15 protein-coding genes are annotated in these 16,968 nt (G+C 61.1%); 3 read left to right on the top strand and 12 right to left on the bottom strand.

Annotated elements, in window-relative coordinates; translation table 11 throughout:
* The 4 genes from BFP99_RS29680 to BFP99_RS29665 all read right to left on the bottom strand — a co-directional run bounded on the left by BFP99_RS29680 (position 1) and on the right by BFP99_RS29665 (position 2,653).
* Positions 1–474, bottom strand: coding sequence for a GNAT family N-acetyltransferase (locus BFP99_RS29680; RefSeq protein WP_065926506.1), 474 nt, complete (start codon positions 472–474; stop codon positions 1–3).
* Between the two features lie 99 nt (positions 475–573).
* Positions 574–1,914: a 30S ribosomal protein S12 methylthiotransferase RimO gene (gene rimO, locus BFP99_RS29675; protein ID WP_065926505.1), complete on the bottom strand. Its 1,341-nt coding sequence runs from the start codon at positions 1,912–1,914 to the stop codon at positions 574–576.
* 169 nt (positions 1,915–2,083) lie between these two features.
* The gene (locus BFP99_RS29670; RefSeq protein WP_065926504.1) at positions 2,084–2,287 is read right to left on the bottom strand and encodes a type II toxin-antitoxin system YafQ family toxin; all 204 of its coding nucleotides are present in this window, start codon (positions 2,285–2,287) and stop codon (positions 2,084–2,086) included.
* A 75-nt stretch (positions 2,288–2,362) separates the two neighbouring features.
* A complete protein-coding gene (locus tag BFP99_RS29665; RefSeq protein ID WP_065948864.1) occupies positions 2,363–2,653 on the bottom strand; it encodes a type II toxin-antitoxin system RelB/DinJ family antitoxin in 291 nt (96 codons plus the stop codon).
* A 367-nt stretch (positions 2,654–3,020) separates the two neighbouring features.
* On the opposite strand from BFP99_RS29665, the gene BFP99_RS29660 reads away from it, so the two are divergent.
* The 3 genes from BFP99_RS29660 to BFP99_RS29650 all read left to right on the top strand — a co-directional run bounded on the left by BFP99_RS29660 (position 3,021) and on the right by BFP99_RS29650 (position 6,721).
* Positions 3,021–4,922, top strand: coding sequence for a potassium transporter Kup (locus BFP99_RS29660; RefSeq protein ID WP_027604535.1), 1,902 nt, complete (start codon positions 3,021–3,023; stop codon positions 4,920–4,922).
* A gap of 236 nt (positions 4,923–5,158) precedes the next feature.
* Positions 5,159–6,265 carry an NADH:flavin oxidoreductase/NADH oxidase gene (locus BFP99_RS29655; RefSeq protein ID WP_065948863.1) on the top strand — a complete coding sequence of 369 codons (1,107 nt, stop codon included), beginning with the start codon at positions 5,159–5,161 and terminating at the stop codon, positions 6,263–6,265.
* 270 nt (positions 6,266–6,535) lie between these two features.
* Positions 6,536–6,721 (top strand): hypothetical protein, encoded by a 186-nt coding sequence (locus tag BFP99_RS29650; protein ID WP_065926501.1) that lies wholly within the window; start codon positions 6,536–6,538, stop codon positions 6,719–6,721.
* A 47-nt stretch (positions 6,722–6,768) separates the two neighbouring features.
* On the opposite strand, the gene BFP99_RS29645 is transcribed toward BFP99_RS29650, so the two are convergent.
* The 8 genes from BFP99_RS29645 to BFP99_RS29610 all read right to left on the bottom strand — a co-directional run bounded on the left by BFP99_RS29645 (position 6,769) and on the right by BFP99_RS29610 (position 16,938).
* Complete coding sequence (locus BFP99_RS29645) at positions 6,769–8,394, bottom strand: glucan biosynthesis protein D (RefSeq protein WP_065948862.1); 1,626 nt, start codon at positions 8,392–8,394, stop codon at positions 6,769–6,771.
* A gap of 361 nt (positions 8,395–8,755) precedes the next feature.
* The gene (locus BFP99_RS29640; RefSeq protein ID WP_065948861.1) at positions 8,756–10,180 is read right to left on the bottom strand and encodes a gamma-aminobutyraldehyde dehydrogenase; all 1,425 of its coding nucleotides are present in this window, start codon (positions 10,178–10,180) and stop codon (positions 8,756–8,758) included.
* Positions 10,181–10,266: 86 nt separating this feature from the next.
* Complete coding sequence (locus tag BFP99_RS29635; RefSeq protein WP_025856826.1) at positions 10,267–11,076, bottom strand: ABC transporter permease; 810 nt, start codon at positions 11,074–11,076, stop codon at positions 10,267–10,269.
* The gene (locus BFP99_RS29630) at positions 11,066–11,995 is read right to left on the bottom strand and encodes an ABC transporter permease (protein ID WP_027604529.1); all 930 of its coding nucleotides are present in this window, start codon (positions 11,993–11,995) and stop codon (positions 11,066–11,068) included. Before BFP99_RS29630 ends, BFP99_RS29635 begins: the two co-directional genes overlap by 11 nt.
* A 1-nt stretch (position 11,996) precedes the next feature.
* Entirely contained in the window at positions 11,997–13,031 is a 1,035-nt protein-coding gene (locus BFP99_RS29625) for an ABC transporter ATP-binding protein (protein ID WP_065948860.1), read from the bottom strand.
* 182 nt (positions 13,032–13,213) lie between these two features.
* A complete protein-coding gene (ydcS, locus tag BFP99_RS29620; RefSeq protein WP_065926496.1) occupies positions 13,214–14,365 on the bottom strand; it encodes a putative ABC transporter substrate-binding protein YdcS in 1,152 nt (383 codons plus the stop codon).
* Between the two features lie 71 nt (positions 14,366–14,436).
* Entirely contained in the window at positions 14,437–15,894 is a 1,458-nt protein-coding gene (locus BFP99_RS29615; protein WP_065926495.1) for a gamma-aminobutyraldehyde dehydrogenase, read from the bottom strand.
* Positions 15,895–16,026: 132 nt separating this feature from the next.
* Positions 16,027–16,938 (bottom strand): LysR family transcriptional regulator, encoded by a 912-nt coding sequence (locus BFP99_RS29610; RefSeq protein WP_065926494.1) that lies wholly within the window; start codon positions 16,936–16,938, stop codon positions 16,027–16,029.
* Positions 16,939–16,968 lie beyond the last annotated feature (30 nt).

The following is a 16,968-nucleotide window of genomic DNA, read 5'->3' as shown; positions in this document are numbered from 1 at the left end:
TTAGCCCTGACGGGCGTTTTGTTGTTGCTGGCGCAGGCGCAGGTGCAGCAACGGATAGGGCTGGCCCAGGCCGTCATGCTCGGTGCGTCCGACCACTTCGAAACCCTGCTTGAAATAGAACCCCAAGGCTTGGGGATTCTGCTCGTTAACGTCGAGTTCGTCGGCGTTCATGCGCTCGATTGCATAACGCAGCAACTGCCGGCCTAGGCCTTGCCCGCGGTATTGCGGGTCGATAAACAGCATCTCCACCTTACCGCACGCCACCCCGGCAAACCCGGTAATACGCTGGCGTGCGTCTTTGGTGCAGATCAGCATCACCGAATCCAGGTAGCGGGTCAGCAGCAGGTTTTTCAGCAATATGATGTAACTGTCCGGCAAAAAATCATGGGTGGCCCGCACCGAGGCCTCCCAGATGCGCGCCAACTCCGCGTAGTCGCTGGCTTTAGGTGTGTGGATAACCGAATGCTGACGCATGCCCGCTGCCCCTTGCGATGATTGGCGCTGATGGGCAAAAGATAGACCTAAAAAAGCCCCGCATCTTGTCCAGAAGCAGGGTTTTTCAAGTTTTTTCGATCAGTCGCGCTTTTCAGCCCACAGATCGTACTCATCAGCGTCGGTCACGGTGCACCAGACCTTGTCACCCGGCTTCAAGCCGCTGGCATCGTCGATAAACACGTTACCGTCGATTTCCGGTGCATCGAAGAAGCAACGGCCGACTGCGCCTTGCTCGTCGACTTCGTCGATCAGCACTTCGATTTCCTTGCCGATACGCAGTTGCAGGCGCGCCGAGCTGATTGCCTGTTGGTGCGCCATGAAGCGCTCCCAACGGTCCTGCTTGACGTCATCCGGGACCACGGCCAGGTCCAGCAGGTTGGCCGGGGCACCTTCCACGGGCGAGTACTGGAAGCAACCCACACGGTCCAGTTGCGCGTCGGTCAGCCAGTCCAGCAGGTACTGGAAGTCTTCTTCGGTTTCGCCGGGGAAGCCGACGATGAAGGTCGAACGGATGATCAGCTCGGGGCAGATCTCGCGCCAGTTCTTGATGCGCGCCAGGGTCTTGTCTTCGAAGGCTGGGCGTTTCATGGCCTTGAGCACTTTCGGGCTGGCGTGCTGGAACGGGATGTCCAGGTACGGCAGGATCTTGCCGGCGGCCATCAACGGGATCAGCTCGTCCACGTGCGGGTACGGGTAGACGTAGTGCAGGCGCACCCACACGCCCAGGCTGCTGAGGGCTTCGCAGAGTTCGGTCATGCGGGTTTTCACCGGCGCGCCGTTCCAGAAGCCGGTGCGGTATTTCACGTCGACGCCGTAGGCGCTGGTGTCCTGGGAGATCACCAGCAGCTCCTTGACGCCGGATTTGACCAGGCGCTGGGCCTCGTCGAGTACGTCACCCACCGGACGGCTGACCAGCTTGCCGCGCATCGACGGGATGATGCAGAAGCTGCAGCTGTGGTTGCAGCCTTCGGAAATCTTCAGGTACGCATAGTGACGCGGGGTCAGCTTGATGCCTTGGGGCGGTACCAGGTCGATCAGCGGGTTGTGATCCTGGCGCGGCGGCACTACGTCGTGCACGGCATTGACCACTTGCTCGTACTGCTGCGGGCCGGTCACGGCCAGTACGCTGGGGTGCACGTTGCGGATATTGCCTTCTTCCACACCCATGCAGCCGGTCACGATGACCTTGCCGTTTTCCTTGATGGCTTCGCCGATCACTTCCAGGGACTCTGCCTTGGCCGAGTCGATAAAGCCGCAGGTGTTGACCACCACCACATCGGCGTCCTGGTAAGTGGACACCACGTCATAGCCTTCCATGCGCAGTTGCGTGAGGATGCGTTCGGAATCGACGAGCGCCTTCGGGCAACCCAGGGAAACAAAGCCAACCTTGGGGTTGGCTTTTGCGATGGTGGTGGACATGTCTAACCTCGGTATTGAATGACGCCGCCAGTCGGGCACGACAGGGCTGCGGACGGGCGCTTGCCGCGCCTCTGATCAAAAAGTGCGCAATTCTAGCGACGGGCAACGCACTTGACCAGCTTTATGCAGGGAAATGCGACGAGTGCTGCGTCATTCGATTCGCCAATCACTACGCGAACAATTCCGCGTGACTCCCCAAGTCCACAAAGGTGGTCAGGTCAGCCCGCGATTGTTCATAAATCATCAGAAAATCACCGCCGATGTGGCACTCTCTGAAACCGTCCCAATTCCCGGTAAGCGCATGGTCTCGATACTCGGCGGGTAGTTGTTCGCCTAAAAAAAGCATCACCATCACCACCCGGACCTCATTCATATCCCGACGCCCGGCACGTTTGTAGCGTTCCCAGACTTTTTAAACTCAGGCGTCTGCGCGCATTGGTTTGGCAGGTCAGCGCGCTTTTGTTTCTTCTCCTGTTACGCCATCAGTGTCCCTTAGCATGTCGTCGATCGAGTCAAACTGGCGACGTATCGCATGCGCTTGTGCCATGGCACGAGCGGTCTTCTGCGAAGGAACCCGCACCTCAAACGGTATTCCCTGTGTTGTCACGACCTGGCGGAGGAAAAGACGCATGGCGTCACTGAGGCTAAGCCCACAGGCATTGAGCACAGCAGTGGCACGCTCCTTCAAATCCTCATCGATGCGGCATCGCACGTCAGTAGTCTTCAGTAATGCAGGCATATCATGACTCCCTCTCAAAGTTGTAGCTACGTTGTGGCTACAGCCAGAGTATGAGACAGCCCATAAAATTTGATCAAACGCTTTTTGTTCCCAGCACGCCGCTATGCAACCCATGCGTCGGAAATCGCGAAGTCCGTAAAAAGCGAAAAACCTAGCGTTGGAACTAAATGACGTCAATGCAGGCAAAAAGACTCCAGCTTTATGCAGGGAAATACGACGACTGCTGCGCTATGCTTCGCGCCGTTGCGCACGGGGAAAACCCTTGGGTCAATAAAACGTCTGTTACGAGAAGTAAAACAGCGCATGCTAGGGTCAGCTTAGACGCGCTGTTTATAAGAGACCTCAGGTCAAAGGGCAGGAGTGGTTGATGGGTCAGGCAAGTAGTCAGGCAGCAGGTGCCGAGCATTCCAACGCAAAGCCGATCGGCATGCTGGTGGCAGCGGTCGGGGTGGTTTACGGCGATATCGGGACCAGCCCGCTCTATACCCTCAAAGAGGTGTTCAACGGCGGTTATGGGGTGCAGGTCAACCATGACGGTGTGCTGGGGATCCTGGCGCTGATCTTCTGGTCGTTGATCTGGGTGGTGTCGATCAAGTACATGCTGTTCGTGCTGCGCGCCGATAACCAGGGCGAAGGCGGCATCATGGCCCTGACCGCGTTGGCGCGAAGGGCGGCGGGGGAGCGCAAGAAGTTGCGCAGTTTCCTCGTGGTGTGCGGCCTGTGCGGTGCGGCGTTGTTCTATGGCGACAGCATGATTACTCCGGCGATTTCGGTGCTGTCGGCCATTGAAGGCCTGGAGCTGGCGTTCGACGGCCTGGAAAAATGGGTGGTGCCGATCGCCCTGGTGGTGCTGGTGGCGCTGTTCCTGATCCAGAAGCACGGTACCGACCGCATCGGCAAGCTGTTCGGGCCGGTGATGGTGACCTGGTTCCTGGTGCTGGGTGGCCTCGGTGTGTATGGCATTACCCTGCACCCTGAAGTGCTCAATGCCCTGAACCCGATGTGGGGCGTGCGTTTCTTCGAGGCCCACCCTGGCATTGGCGTGGCGATCCTCGGTGCGGTAGTGCTGGCGTTGACCGGTGCCGAGGCGCTGTATGCCGACATGGGCCACTTCGGCCGCAAACCCATCGCCCGCGCCTGGTTCATCCTGGTGTTGCCGGCGTTGGTGCTCAATTATTTCGGCCAGGGCGCCATGCTGCTGGGCGACCCGGAAGCCGCACGCAACCCGTTCTACCTGCTGGCGCCAAGTTGGGCGCTGATCCCGCTGGTGGTGTTGTCCACCCTGGCCACGGTGATTGCGTCCCAGGCGGTGATTTCCGGTGCGTTTTCGTTGACGCGCCAGGCGATCCAGTTGGGTTATATCCCGCGTATGCATATCCAGCACACCTCAAGCGCCGAACAGGGCCAGATCTATATCGGTGCGGTGAACTGGTCGCTGATGGTCGGCGTGATCCTGCTGGTGCTGGGTTTCGAGTCCTCCAACGCACTGGCGTCGGCCTACGGCGTGGCGGTGACGGGGACCATGCTGATGACCACCATCCTGGTGTCGGCAGTCATGCTGTTGCTGTGGAAATGGCCACCGATTCTGGCCGTACCGGTCCTGGTCTGCTGCCTGTTGGTGGACGGGCTGTACTTCGCGGCCAACGTGCCGAAGATCATCCAGGGTGGCGCCTTCCCGGTATTGGCGGGGATTGTGCTGTTCGTGCTGATGACCACCTGGAAGCGCGGCAAGCAATTGCTGGTGGACCGCCTCGACGAAGGTGGCCTGCCGTTGCCGATCTTCATCAGCAGCATCCGCGTGCAGCCGCCGCATCGCGTGCAGGGTACCGCCGTGTTCCTTACCGCGCGCCCGGACGCCGTGCCCCATGCGCTGTTGCACAACCTGTTGCATAACCAGGTGCTGCATGAACAGGTGGTGTTGCTGACGGTGGTCTACGAAGACATCCCGCGTGTCCCGGCCTCACGGCGCTTCGAGGTGGATTCCTACGGCGAGGGGTTCTTTCGCGTGATCCTGCACTTCGGCTTTACCGATGAGCCGGATGTCCCCGAAGCCTTGAAGCTGTGCCATTTGGACGGCCTGGATTTCAGTCCGATGCGCACCACGTACTTCCTCAGCCGTGAAACCGTCATCGCCTCCCGCATCAAGGGCATGGCCCGTTGGCGCGAAGCGTTGTTTGCATTCATGCTCAAGAACGCCAACGGCAACCTGCGGTTCTTCAAGCTCCCGGTCAACCGAGTGATCGAATTGGGCACCCAGGTCGAAATGTAAGCCTGCGCGGTACGGGAGCCGGCAATCGGCTCCCGCTTTACGTCTGAACCCTGTGCAATCCACGGTTGTCGACTAGGCTCTAAGCACTGTTGTGTAGGAGCGGGGGGGACGCCTAGTCCTTGCCCGCGAAAAACGTCACGGTAACGCGTTAATCCTGGATAAACGCGGCGCCTATGAGGCCTTCGCGAGCAAGCTCGTTCCTACAAAAGTGCCCAAAAGCCAAGAAGAGGTGCGCCATGAGTCAGCTGCTCGAACCCTATACCCTGCGTCAATTGACCCTGCTCAACCGCATCGCCGTGTCGCCGATGTGTCAGTACTCAAGTGTCGATGGCCTGGCCAACGACTGGCACCTCGTCCACCTCGGCAGCCGCGCGGTCGGTGGCGCCGGGCTGATATTCACCGAAGCTACCGCCGTAACCGCCGATGGTCGCATCACGGCCGAAGACCTGGGCCTGTGGAACGACGAACAGATCGAACCCCTGCGGCGCATCACACGGTTTATCGCCGCCCAGGGCGCGGTGGCGGGCATCCAGCTGGCCCATGCCGGGCGCAAGGCCAGCACCCACCGCCCATGGATCGGCAAGCACGGCAGCGTCAAGCCGCAAGACGGTGGCTGGGTGCCGGTGGGACCGTCGCCGATTGCCTTTGACCCGCAGCACACCCAACCCAAGCCTTTGGATGAGGCGCAGATCCAGCAAGTGATCGCCGACTTTGTCGCCGCCGCCAGGCGCGCCCTGACCGCCGGTTTTGAAGTGGTGGAAATCCACGCCGCCCATGGTTACCTGCTGCATCAATTCCTCTCGCCCATCAGCAACCAGCGTCAGGACCAGTACGGCGGCTCCTTCGAGAACCGTATCCGCCTGGTGCTGCAAGTGACCGAGGCCGTGCGCGAAGCCTGGCCCCAGGAGCTGCCGCTGTTCGTGCGGGTGTCGGCCACCGATTGGGTGGAAGATGGCTGGAACCCCGATGAAACCGTGGAACTGGCGCGCCGTCTCAAAGACCTGGGCGTGGACCTGATCGACGTGTCTTCCGGCGGCACTGCCGCCAACGCCGAAATCCCCACCGGCCCCGGTTACCAGACGCGCTTTGCCGAGCGTGTACGCAAGGAATCGGGCATCGCCACCGGCACCGTCGGCATGATCACCGAGCCGGCTCAGGCCGAACACATCCTGCGTACCTGCCAGGCCGACATCATCTTCCTGGCGCGTGAACTGCTGCGTGACCCTTACTGGCCGTTGCATGCCGATGATGATCTGGGTGGGCGCAAGGCCATTTGGCCGGCTCAGTACCAACGAGCGACCCATCGGGACCAACCGATTCATGAGTCTGACTTGAGGGATTGATCCTGCGTCGGCGCCCTCGAAACCCACCTTGAACCGGTGGGTTTTTTTTGCCTGCTGCTGTGGGATGGGGTTGTAGGTATTTGTTACCGAAGTGATTTTTTAAGTGAATGCTCTAAAAAAATCCCACACGTAACGAGATTGTTTCTACGCTTAGGGTACGACTGATTTCTGGCCCAGGGAGTCAGTCTGTTTGTACAGCGAGGCATTGCGCTCCCCGGGAAACGGTTTGTGGGCACAGGAGTTTTTGATCGATATCAGGAGAAACAGTCCATGGCCAAGTCCTATGGTGTAGCGGGTGCGGTGGTGTCTTTTTTTACCCGCAGGGTGTCCTTGCGTGGCCGCAGGTTGAGTTCGGACGAAGCCGAATTACTGGCGCAGTATCGCGCGCTGACCGAAAGCGATCAGGTGGCGATGCGGTATCTGATTGGAGCGATGAAGAGTGTGTCGCGGTTCTGATGCTGTGCGCGAGGATCGTTCCCACGCGAGCGTGGGAACGATCTGGATCAGGTGTACTTGCGCTGCTCCGGTGCCGGCGGGAAGTACTGATACAACCAGGTTTCACTCAGGGTGCGGTCCTGGGTGCGAATAAACAGCCGCAGTTCCACCGGCTCCACGCTGTCGCTGGTCGGGTACCAGTCGAACAGGATGCGGTAGCCCTTGATGTTGTCGAGCACCAGCACGCTGAAGTCTTTCACTTCGCCGTGGGAGCAGGTCACCACCGGCTCGATCCCGGTGCCGGCCGGCAAACGGTCCAGGCCGCCGCCCTTGAAGTCCACGGCGAACCGGCGCGCCCACACTGGCGGGTAGTGCTCGCCCGGTGCCCAACCTTCGGTAAAACCGCCCATGCCGGAACGGGTCGCGTCGACTTGCGCCAGCGGCGTGCTGACCGGGGGCAGGGCGCTCCAGTACAGCTTGTAGCCATAGTTGAGTGAGTCGCCGGCCGCCACCGGCTTTTTCGGGGTCCAGAAGGCCACGATGTTGTCCAGGGTCTCACCGGTGGTGGGGATTTCCAACAGGTCGATCGAGCCTTCGCCCCAGGCGGTGGTCGGTTCGACCCACAGGCTTGGACGCTTGCTGTACCAGTCGACGGTGTCCTGGTAGCTGGCGAACTCATGGTCGGTCTGCACCAGGCCGAAACCTTTCGGGTCGGTGTCGGCGAACGCATTGAACTGCAGCTTGGCCGGGTTATTCAACGGGCGGCAAATCCACTCGCCATTACCCCGCCACATCGCCAGGCGGTCCGAATCGTGGATCTGTGGGTGGATGGTGTCGCACATGCGGCGTTCGTGGGTGCCGCAACTGAACATGCTGGTCATGGCGGCGATGCCCAACTGTTCGATGGCGGTACGTGCGTTGATATGGGCGTCGATGGCCATCACCACTTGGTTGGCCTGGCAGTCGATATCGAAGCGATAGGCGCCGGTGGCGCTCGGCGAGTCGAGCAGGGCGTAGACCACAAAGCGGGTCGCGTTCTTGTCCGGGGTCTCGAACCAGAACTGCGTGAAGTCGGGGAACTCCTCGCGTTTCTTCGCGTAGGTATCAATCGCCAGTCCGCGTGCGGAAAGGCCGTACTGGCCGGTGGAATCCACCGCGCGGAAGTAGCTGGCGCCGAGAAACGACAGCACGTCATGGCGATCCAGTTCCGGCGCCTTGAACAACTTGAAGCCGGAGAAACCCAGGTCGCCGGTCAGCTGTTTAGTGTCGACGGTGGTTTTTTCATAATTGAACAGTGAGGGGCGGAAATGCACTTCCCGGGCTTCACGGGTCTTGGGGTCGACGCTGTGCATGCGCACCGGCGTCTTGAAGCCCATGCCTACGTGGAAGAACTGCACGTCGAGTTGGCCGTTCAATTCCTTCCACAGCGAATGGTTGCCGTCGTAGCCGATGGCGTTGAAATTCTGCGGGGTCATGGTCGCCAGGGTGGGCGGCAGCACCTGTTTGGTGTCTTTATACGCGGTTCCGGCGAGTTGTTTGGCTTGGGCCTTGAGCGTTTCAAAATCGAACGCCACGGCCTTGCCATCGGCGGCACGGTTCCCGGCCCAGGCCTGCGCGGCAAGCAGGCCGCTGGCCGATAAACCGGTGTAGGCCGCAATGGCCATGGAGGCTTTGAGCAAATTCCTGCGGTGCATAGAGACAACCTGTCGTGAGCAAATCCCGCGCCGTTCCTGGCACGTGCTGGATCAGAAATTACGGTTCGGACATGCCTTCGGCCAAACACAACGGACATTAAACAGACGCCGGATAGCTTAAGCGGTTCGATGACGTAGGAAAATTGATTGATGGCGGGGTGATTGCATTGCAAATGCGACAAGACATTTCCGACGCTGTGAGCGAACACATTACCCACGAATTATGAAGATCCAAATGTAGGAGCGAGCTTGCTCGCGAAGAACGTCAACGATAACGCGGACATTCTGACTAACCGCGGTGCGCTTGCGTTCTTCGCGAGCAAGCTCGCTCCTACAATAAAGCGTTACGGCACTTGGGCGATCAGTGCTTGAACATCACATGCCGAACCGTGGTGTAGTCCTCCAAGCCATACATGGACATATCCTTGCCATACCCCGACAGTTTCTGACCACCGTGAGGCATTTCGCTGACGAGCATGAAATGGGTGTTTACCCAGGTGCAGCCGTACTGCAAACGCGCGGCCAGGCGGTGGGCGCGTCCTACGTCGGCGGTCCATACCGATGACGCCAACCCGTAGTCCGAATCATTGGCCCAGCCCAGTACCTGCGCCTCATCGGTGAATTTGGTTACCGACACCACCGGCCCGAACACCTCGCGGCGCACGATTTCATCGTCCTGTTGCGCATCGGCGAGCACGGTCGGCTCAAAGAAGAAACCATTGCCTTCCACCGCCTTGCCACCGGTGACCAGGCGGATATGCGGCTGCGCCACGGCGCGTTCGACAAACCCGGCAACCCGGTCGCGGTGTTGCGCGGTGATCAACGGGCCCAGCTCAGTGGCCGGGTCATCCTGCAAGCCGTATTTGATGCTGGCGACCGCCGCGCCGAGCTTCTCCACAAAGGCGTCGTAGATGTCCGCCTGCGCATAAATCCGGCACGCTGCGGTGCAGTCCTGGCCGGCATTGTAGAAGCCAAAGGTACGAATGCCTTCCACCGCTGCATCGATATCCGCATCGTTGAAGATGATCACAGGCGCCTTGCCGCCCAGCTCCATATGCATGCGCTTCACGCTGTCGGCGGTGCTGGAGATGATATTCGCACCGGTGGCGATGGAACCGGTCAGCGACACCATGCGCACTTTCGGGTGGTTCACCAGCGGACTGCCCACGGTAGGCCCACGGCCGAACACCAGGTTGAGTACTCCGGCCGGGAAAATCTCCGACGCCAACTCGACCATCCGCAACGCGGTCAGCGGGGTTTGCTCCGACGGCTTGAGCACCACGGTATTGCCCGCGGCCAGGGCCGGTGCGATTTTCCAGGCGACCATCATCAGTGGGTAGTTCCACGGCGCGATGGACGCGATCACGCCCACCGGGTCGCGACGGATCATCGAGGTGTGGCCGGGCAAGTATTCACCGCCGGCCGAACCGCTCATGCAACGGCTGGCGCCAGCGAAGAAGCGGAACACGTCGGCAATCGCCGGGATCTCGTCGTTCAGCGCGGCGCTGTAGGGCTTGCCGCAGTTGTCCGATTCCAGCTTGGCCAGTTCTTCGCCGTGGGCTTCGATCACGTCGGCCAGTTTCAGCAGCAACAGCGAGCGATCCTTGGGCGCGGTTTGCGACCAGCCTTCGAAGGCCGCATCGGCGGCGCGCACGGCGGCGTCGACCTGGGCTTCGCTGGCTTCTTTGATTTCCACCAGCACGCGGCCCAATGCCGGGTTGAACACCGCTTGCGCCGGGCCTTCGCCTTCGACGAGGTGGCCGTTGATCAAGAGTTTGGTTTGCATGGTTCAGTCCTCCAAAAAGCGATCGTTATGTCACTGAATAAACCGGCTCTGAATGTGGGAGAGGGCTCGGTGTCTTCAATAAAAAATTATTTACCACCACTCCCGGCCACGCTTTCACCGCCGCGGGTCAGGTAATAGGCGCCCAGGATCGGGAACATCGTCACCAGCATCACCAGCATCGCGACCACATTGGTCACCGGCACATCCCGTGGCCGGCTCAATTGGTTGAGCAACCACAGCGGCAACGTACGCTCGTGGCCGGCGGTGAAAGTGGTGACGATGATTTCGTCGAACGACAGCGCAAACGCCAGCATGCCGCCGGCCAGCAGCGCCGAGCCGAGGTTGGGCATGATGATGTAGCGGAAGGTCTGCCAGCCGTCGGCGCCCAGGTCCATCGAGGCTTCGATCAGGCTGTGGGACGTACGGCGCAGGCGGGCAATGACGTTGTTGTAGACGATCACCACGCAGAACGTCGCGTGGCCGACGATGATGGTGAACATCCCCGGCTCGATGCCTAATGTCTTGAACGTCGCCAGCAGTGCAATACCGGTGATGATCCCCGGCAGCGCAATCGGCAGGATCAACATCAGCGACACACCTTGCTTGCCAAAGAACTCGCGGCGATACAGCGCCGCCGAGGCCAGGGTGCCCAGCACCATGGCAATCAGGGTGGCGATGGCGGCGATCTGCAACGACAGCTTGATCGCTTCCAGCACATCCGGCCGGGCGAAGGCCACGCTGAACCACTTCAGGGTAAAGCCCTGGGGCGGAAAGCTGAACGCGGCTTCCTCGGTGTTGAAGGCGTAGAGGAAGATGATCAGGATCGGGAAGTGCAGGAATACCAACCCGCCCCAGGCTGCGATCTTCAAGCCTAATGATGATTTCTCAGAGTGCATCGAAGGCCCCCAGGCGTTTGACGATGGACAGGTAAACCGCGATCAGCACGATCGGTACCAGGGTGAACGCCGCCGCCATGGGCATATTGCCGATGGCGCCTTGCTGGGCGTAGACCATTCCGCCGACGAAGTAACCCGGCGGACCCACCAGTTGCGGCACGATGAAATCGCCCAGGGTCAGCGAAAACGTGAAGATCGAACCGGCGGCAATCCCCGGCACCGACAGTGGCAGGATCACCTGCATGAAGGTCTGGCGCGGCTTGGCGCCGAGGTCGGCGGAGGCTTGCAGCAGCGACGGCGGCAAGCGCTCCAGGGACGCCTGGATCGGCAGGATCATAAAGGGCAGCCAGATATAGACGAACACCATGAAACGCCCCAGGTGCGAGGTGCTCAAGGTGCTGCCGCCCACGCCGGGAATGCCCAGCACGAACTGCAATACCGGTTCCAGGCCCAGGTGCTGCACGAACCACTGCGCCACTCCACCTTTGGCCAGCAGCAACGTCCAGGCATACGCCTTGACGATGTAGCTGGCCCACATCGGCATCATCACCGCGATATAGAAGAACGCCTTGGTCTTGCCCGTGGTGTAGCGCGCCATGTAGTAGGCGATCGGGAAGGCGACGATGGCGCTGGCGATCGACACCACGATCGCCATGCCCAGGGTGCGCAGGATGATGTCGAAGTTCGAAGGCTGGAACAGCGCGGCGAAGTTGGCCAGGGTCAGGTCCGGGGTGACCGCCATGGTGAAGTCGTCAAAGGTATAGAAGCCTTGCCATAGCAGGGTCAGCAACGAACCCAGGTAGATCGCGCCGAACCAGATCAGCGGCGGAACCAGCAGCATCGCCAGGTACAGGTTGGGCTTGCGGTACAGCAGGTTGGAAAACCTGCGCATCGGCGGTTGGGAAAGGGCCAGGCTCATGTCACACCTCGCCTGCGCGGTCAGTCAGCGGCGTCATGGCTTCTCGCGCCCAGCGGGCGGTGATGAACTGGCCGACCTGATGGCCGCTGCTGATGTCCAGCCACTGGTTGTTGGCCTGGCTGATGTTCAGCGCCTGGCCGTTTTCCAGTTTCAGTTCATAGCGGGTGGCGCTGCCCTGGTACTGGATGTCGTGCAGCAGGCCGCTGATTTCCACTTCGCCGGCGCCCAGCGGGCCCTCGGCAAACCGTACGTGTTCCGGGCGAATCGAAAACGGCTGCGCACTGCCGCTGAGGCGCTGGGCCAACTCGCCGCGAATCACGTTGGAGGTGCCGACGAACTCGGCGACGAACGCGGTGGCCGGTTTCATATACAGGTTGCGCGGGGTGTCGACCTGTTCGATACGGCCCTTGTTGAACACCGCCACACGGTCGGACATCGACAGCGCTTCGGTCTGGTCGTGGGTGACGAAGATAAAGGTGATGCCGAGCTGGCGTTGCAGCTTCTTCAGCTCGCTTTGCATCTGTTCGCGCAGCTTGAGGTCGAGGGCGCCCAGGGGTTCATCGAGCAGCAACACGCGGGGGCGATTGACCAGGGCACGGGCCAAGGCCACTCGTTGGCGTTGGCCGCCGGAGAGCTGTACCGGCTTGCGCTCGCCGTAGCCACCGAGGGCGACCATCCCCAAGGCTTCTTCGGCGCGGTTGAGGCGTTCGGTCTTGCCCACGCCTTTGACCTTGAGGCCATAGGCGACGTTGTCGCGCACGTTCATATGGGGGAACAGTGCGTAATCCTGGAATACCGTGTTTACGTCACGCTGATACGGCGGCAAGCCAGCGGCTTCCTCGCCATGAATGCGGATCGAGCCTGCGCTCGGTTGCTCGAAACCGGCGATCAGGCGCAGGCAGGTGGTCTTGCCCGAGCCGGATGGGCCGAGCATGGAAAAGAACTCGCCGTCCTGGATATCGATGGAAACCCGGTCAACGGCCTTCACTTCGCCGAACTGACGGGAAACGTGGGTGAATTGGACTGCAAGCGTCATGGTGCGGTGCTCCAAAAAGGCGCGTTTTGGATAAAAATAAAATCGTAGGAGGTGCTCAGAAATCGCAGCCTCGTTTCACTCGACGGCTCCTACCAACGGTGTAGAAGCAGTAAAGATCCGTAGCAGCTGCCGAGGCACGAGGCTGCGTTGGGCCGCGAAGCGGCCCCTGAGGGTCAGATGGCTTAGCGCCCGCCCATGATCGCGATGTAGTCCTGGGTCCAGCGGCTGTACGGCACGAACTTGCCGCCCTCGGCCTGCGGGGTTTTCCAGAAGGCGATCTTGTCGAACTGGTCGAAGCCGTTGGTCTTGCAACCCTCGGCGCCGAGCAGTTCGCTTTCCTTGCAGGCTGCGGGCACCGCCGGCAGCGAGCCGAACCAGGCGGCGACATCGCCCTGGACTTTCGGCTGCAGCGACCAGTCCATCCACTTGTAGGCGCAATTCGGGTGCTTGGCCTCGCTGTGCAACATGGTGGTGTCGGCCCAGCCGGTGGCGCCTTCCTTGGGAATGGTCGAAGCAATCGGCTGCTTCTCGTTCTGCAGGCCGTTGACCTGATACGGCCAGGCGCTGGAGGCCACCACGCCTTCGTTCTTGAAGTCGCTCATTTGCACGGTGGTGTCATGCCAGTAGCGGTGGATCAACGGCTGCTGCGCGCGCAACAGGTCGAGCACGGCCTTGTACTGGGTTTCGGTCAGTTCATAGGGGCTCTGGATCCCCAGTTCCGGCTGGGTGCTCTTGAGGTACAGCGCCGCATCGGCGATGTAGATCGGACCGTCATAGGCCTGCACGCGACCTTTGTTCGGCTTGCCGTCCGGCAGGTTCTGCGCATCGAACAGCACATTCCAGCTGGTGGGCGCGGTCTTGAACACGGTGGTGTTGTACATCAGCACGTTCGGCCCCCACTGGTACGGGGTGCCGTAGGTCTGCTGGCCCACCACGTACCACGGCGCATCCTTGAGGCGCGGGTCGATGTTCTTCCAGTTGGGGATCAACGCCGTGTTGATTGGTTGCACACGCTTGCCAACGATCAACCGCAGCGACGCATCCCCGGACGCGGTGACCAGGTCATAACCGCCCTTGGCCATCAAACTGACCATTTCGTCAGAGGTGGCGGCGGTTTTCACGTTGACCTTGCAGCCGGTTTCCTTCTCGAAACCTGTGACCCAGTCGTAGGCCTTGTCGCTTTCGCCACGTTCGATATAGCCGGGCCAGGCGACGATATCCAACTGGCCTTCACCAGCGCCCACCGCCTTGAGCGGTTCGGCGGCCTGGATACTGACGCTGGCCAGTAGCGCGGTGGTCAAGGCACTGAGCAGTGCGGTCTTATGCGCAGACATGGGGGTTCCCTCTTCTTTAATTATGGTCGGGGCAGTGTGTGAAGCCGTGACGCATGAGCTTAGTTGTTGTTTTAAAGATGCTGGCCGTGGCGGGCCATGATGTGGCGCACCACGCTGTAGTCCTGTAGCGAATCGCTGGACAGATCTTTCCCATACCCCGAGCGCTTCAAGCCGCCGTGGGGCATTTCGCTGACCAGCATGAAATGGCTGTTGATCCAGGTGCAGCCGTATTGCAGGCGCGCGGCGACCTGCATGGCCTTGTCCAGGTTCTGGGTCCAGACGGAGGAGGCCAGGCCGTATTCGGAATCGTTGGCCCAGTCCACCGCCTGTTCCAGTTCGTCGAAGCGGGTCACGGTGACCACCGGGCCGAACACTTCGCGCTGGACGATTTCATCGTTCTGCTTGCAACCGGCGAGCAGCGTCGGCTGGTAATAGAAGCCGGCCCCGGAATGCACGGCCGCGCCGGTGACCCGCTCGATATGCGGCTGGCCCAGGGCGCGCTCGACAAAGCTGGCCACGCGGTCGCGCTGGCGTGTGCTGATCAGCGGGCCGAGTTCATTATCGGCATCGCGCTTGCCGGCGAAGCGCAGGCTGCTGACGGCTGCGCCCAGCTCGGCGACCAATTTGTCGTGGATGCCCGCCTGGGCATAGATGCGGCACGCCGCGGTGCAGTCCTGGCCGGCGTTGTAGTAACCGTAGGCACGTACGCCTTCGACCACGGCTTGCAGATCGGCGTCGTTGCACACGATCACCGGCGCCTTGCCGCCCAATTCCAGGTGTGTGCGTTTGAGGGTCTTGGAGGCAGCCTGCAGGATTTTCTGGCCGGTGACGATGTCGCCGGTCAGCGAGACCATGCGCACCTTGGGGTGGCTGACCAAATGGCTGCCGACGCCTTCACCGCCACCGCACAGAATGTTGATGACCCCGCGTGGTAACACGTCCTTCAGGACCGGGGCCAATGCGAGGATCGACAGCGGCGTGTGTTCCGACGGCTTGAACACCAAGGTATTACCGGCCGCCAGCGCCGGGGCGATCTTCCACGCGGCCATCATCAGCGGGTAGTTCCACGGCGCAATCGAGGCCACCACGCCAATCGGATCGCGGCGCACCATGCTGGTGTAGCCCGGCAGGTATTCGCCGCTGAGCTGGCCGGTCTGGCAGCGCACGGCGCCGGCGAAGAAGCGGAACACATCGATGGTGGCGCTCAAGTCGTCCTGGCGCGCCAGGTGCAACGGCTTGCCGCAGTTAAGCGATTCCAGGCGGGCCAGATAGTCGGCGTGTTTCTCGATGGCGTCCGCGATGCCCAGCAGGATGTTGGAGCGTTGTTGCGGCGTGGTCCGCGACCAGCCGGCAAAAGCGCGGTGTGCGGCGAGGATCGCACTTTCGACCTGCTCGGTGCTGGCTTCGGCGATCTGGGTGAGCACTTCGCCGGTGGCCGGGTTGAGGATCGGCTCGGCAACGCCCTGGCCCTGGACCAGTTCGCCGTCGATCAGCAACGCAGTGAGCAGCGGGGTTGGCGCGCCGGACATTTTTCGTGATCTCTTTTCTTGTGTGGTCATGGGCGTTCTCTTACAAGGCGCATGACCCTCTCCTATGAATAAACAGAGACTAGAGGCCAGGCGTGAGGACAACAAATACTAAATACTGAATGCAGCATTCGATTAAATAGATGGCTTGCGCGGGTGTGGTTGTTCCCGCGCAACGGTGAGGAACGGATCCACCAAGGCCGGTCGCGCGGTGCCTCGACGCCAGGCCAGGCCGACGTCCAGGGTCTGGCTGAGGTCGGCAATCGGCCGCGCTTCAATAATGTCGCCCTCCAGGGACCAGGGGCGGTAGGTCATGTCCGGTTGGATCGACACGCCCAGGCCCGCGGCCACCAGGCTGCGCACGGCCTCGGTGGAGGCGGTGCGCAGGGTCACGCGCGGTTGCAGGCCGGCAGCTGCCCACAGGCGCTGGGCGTTATGCCCCATTTCGTCGACGTTAAGCTGAATCAACGGCTCGCTTGCCACGTCGGCGAGGTTGATGCTGTCGTGCTCCAGCAGCGGATGTTGCGCCGGTAGCCACAGGCGGTGGGGCGAGTGGGTGAGGACTTCGGTCTGCAGGGCGTGGCGGTCTTCCAGGTTGGAGAGGATCAGCACGCCCACATCGATCTCGCCGCTGACCAGCAAATGCTCGATATACGGGCGTTCGTCTTCCATCACGCGGATCTCCACGTTGGGGTAGGCGCGCTGGAAGCGGGTGAGCAAATCCGCCAGGTAGTAGCCGGCGACCAGGCTGGTCACGCCGATGATCAACTGCCCGGCGACCTGGTCGGTGCTCTGTTGCAGGCTGCGCTTGGCATTGTCGACGGTGGCGAGGATCAAGTGCGCCTGGCGCAGGAACTGATGGCCCTGGTGCGTGAGGGTCATGCCCTTGGCGTGGCGGTTGAACAGGGTGACGCCGATTTCCTGCTCCAGTTGCTGGATCGCCAGGGTCAGGGTGGACTGGGAAATGAACGCGGTCTGCGCGGCGGCGGAGATCGAACCGGTCTCGGCCACGGCGATAAAATGCCGGATTTGACGCAAGGTCATCATGCTGGAATTACCAGTGGGGTGTTTTTATAG

Source organism: Pseudomonas sp. 1 R 17 (assembly GCF_900067035.1).
Classification (GTDB): Bacteria; Pseudomonadota; Gammaproteobacteria; order Pseudomonadales; family Pseudomonadaceae; genus Aquipseudomonas; species Aquipseudomonas marginalis.
The sequence above is the reverse complement of the archived record's forward strand: the minus strand, read 5'-3'. Positions and strand labels throughout refer to the sequence as shown.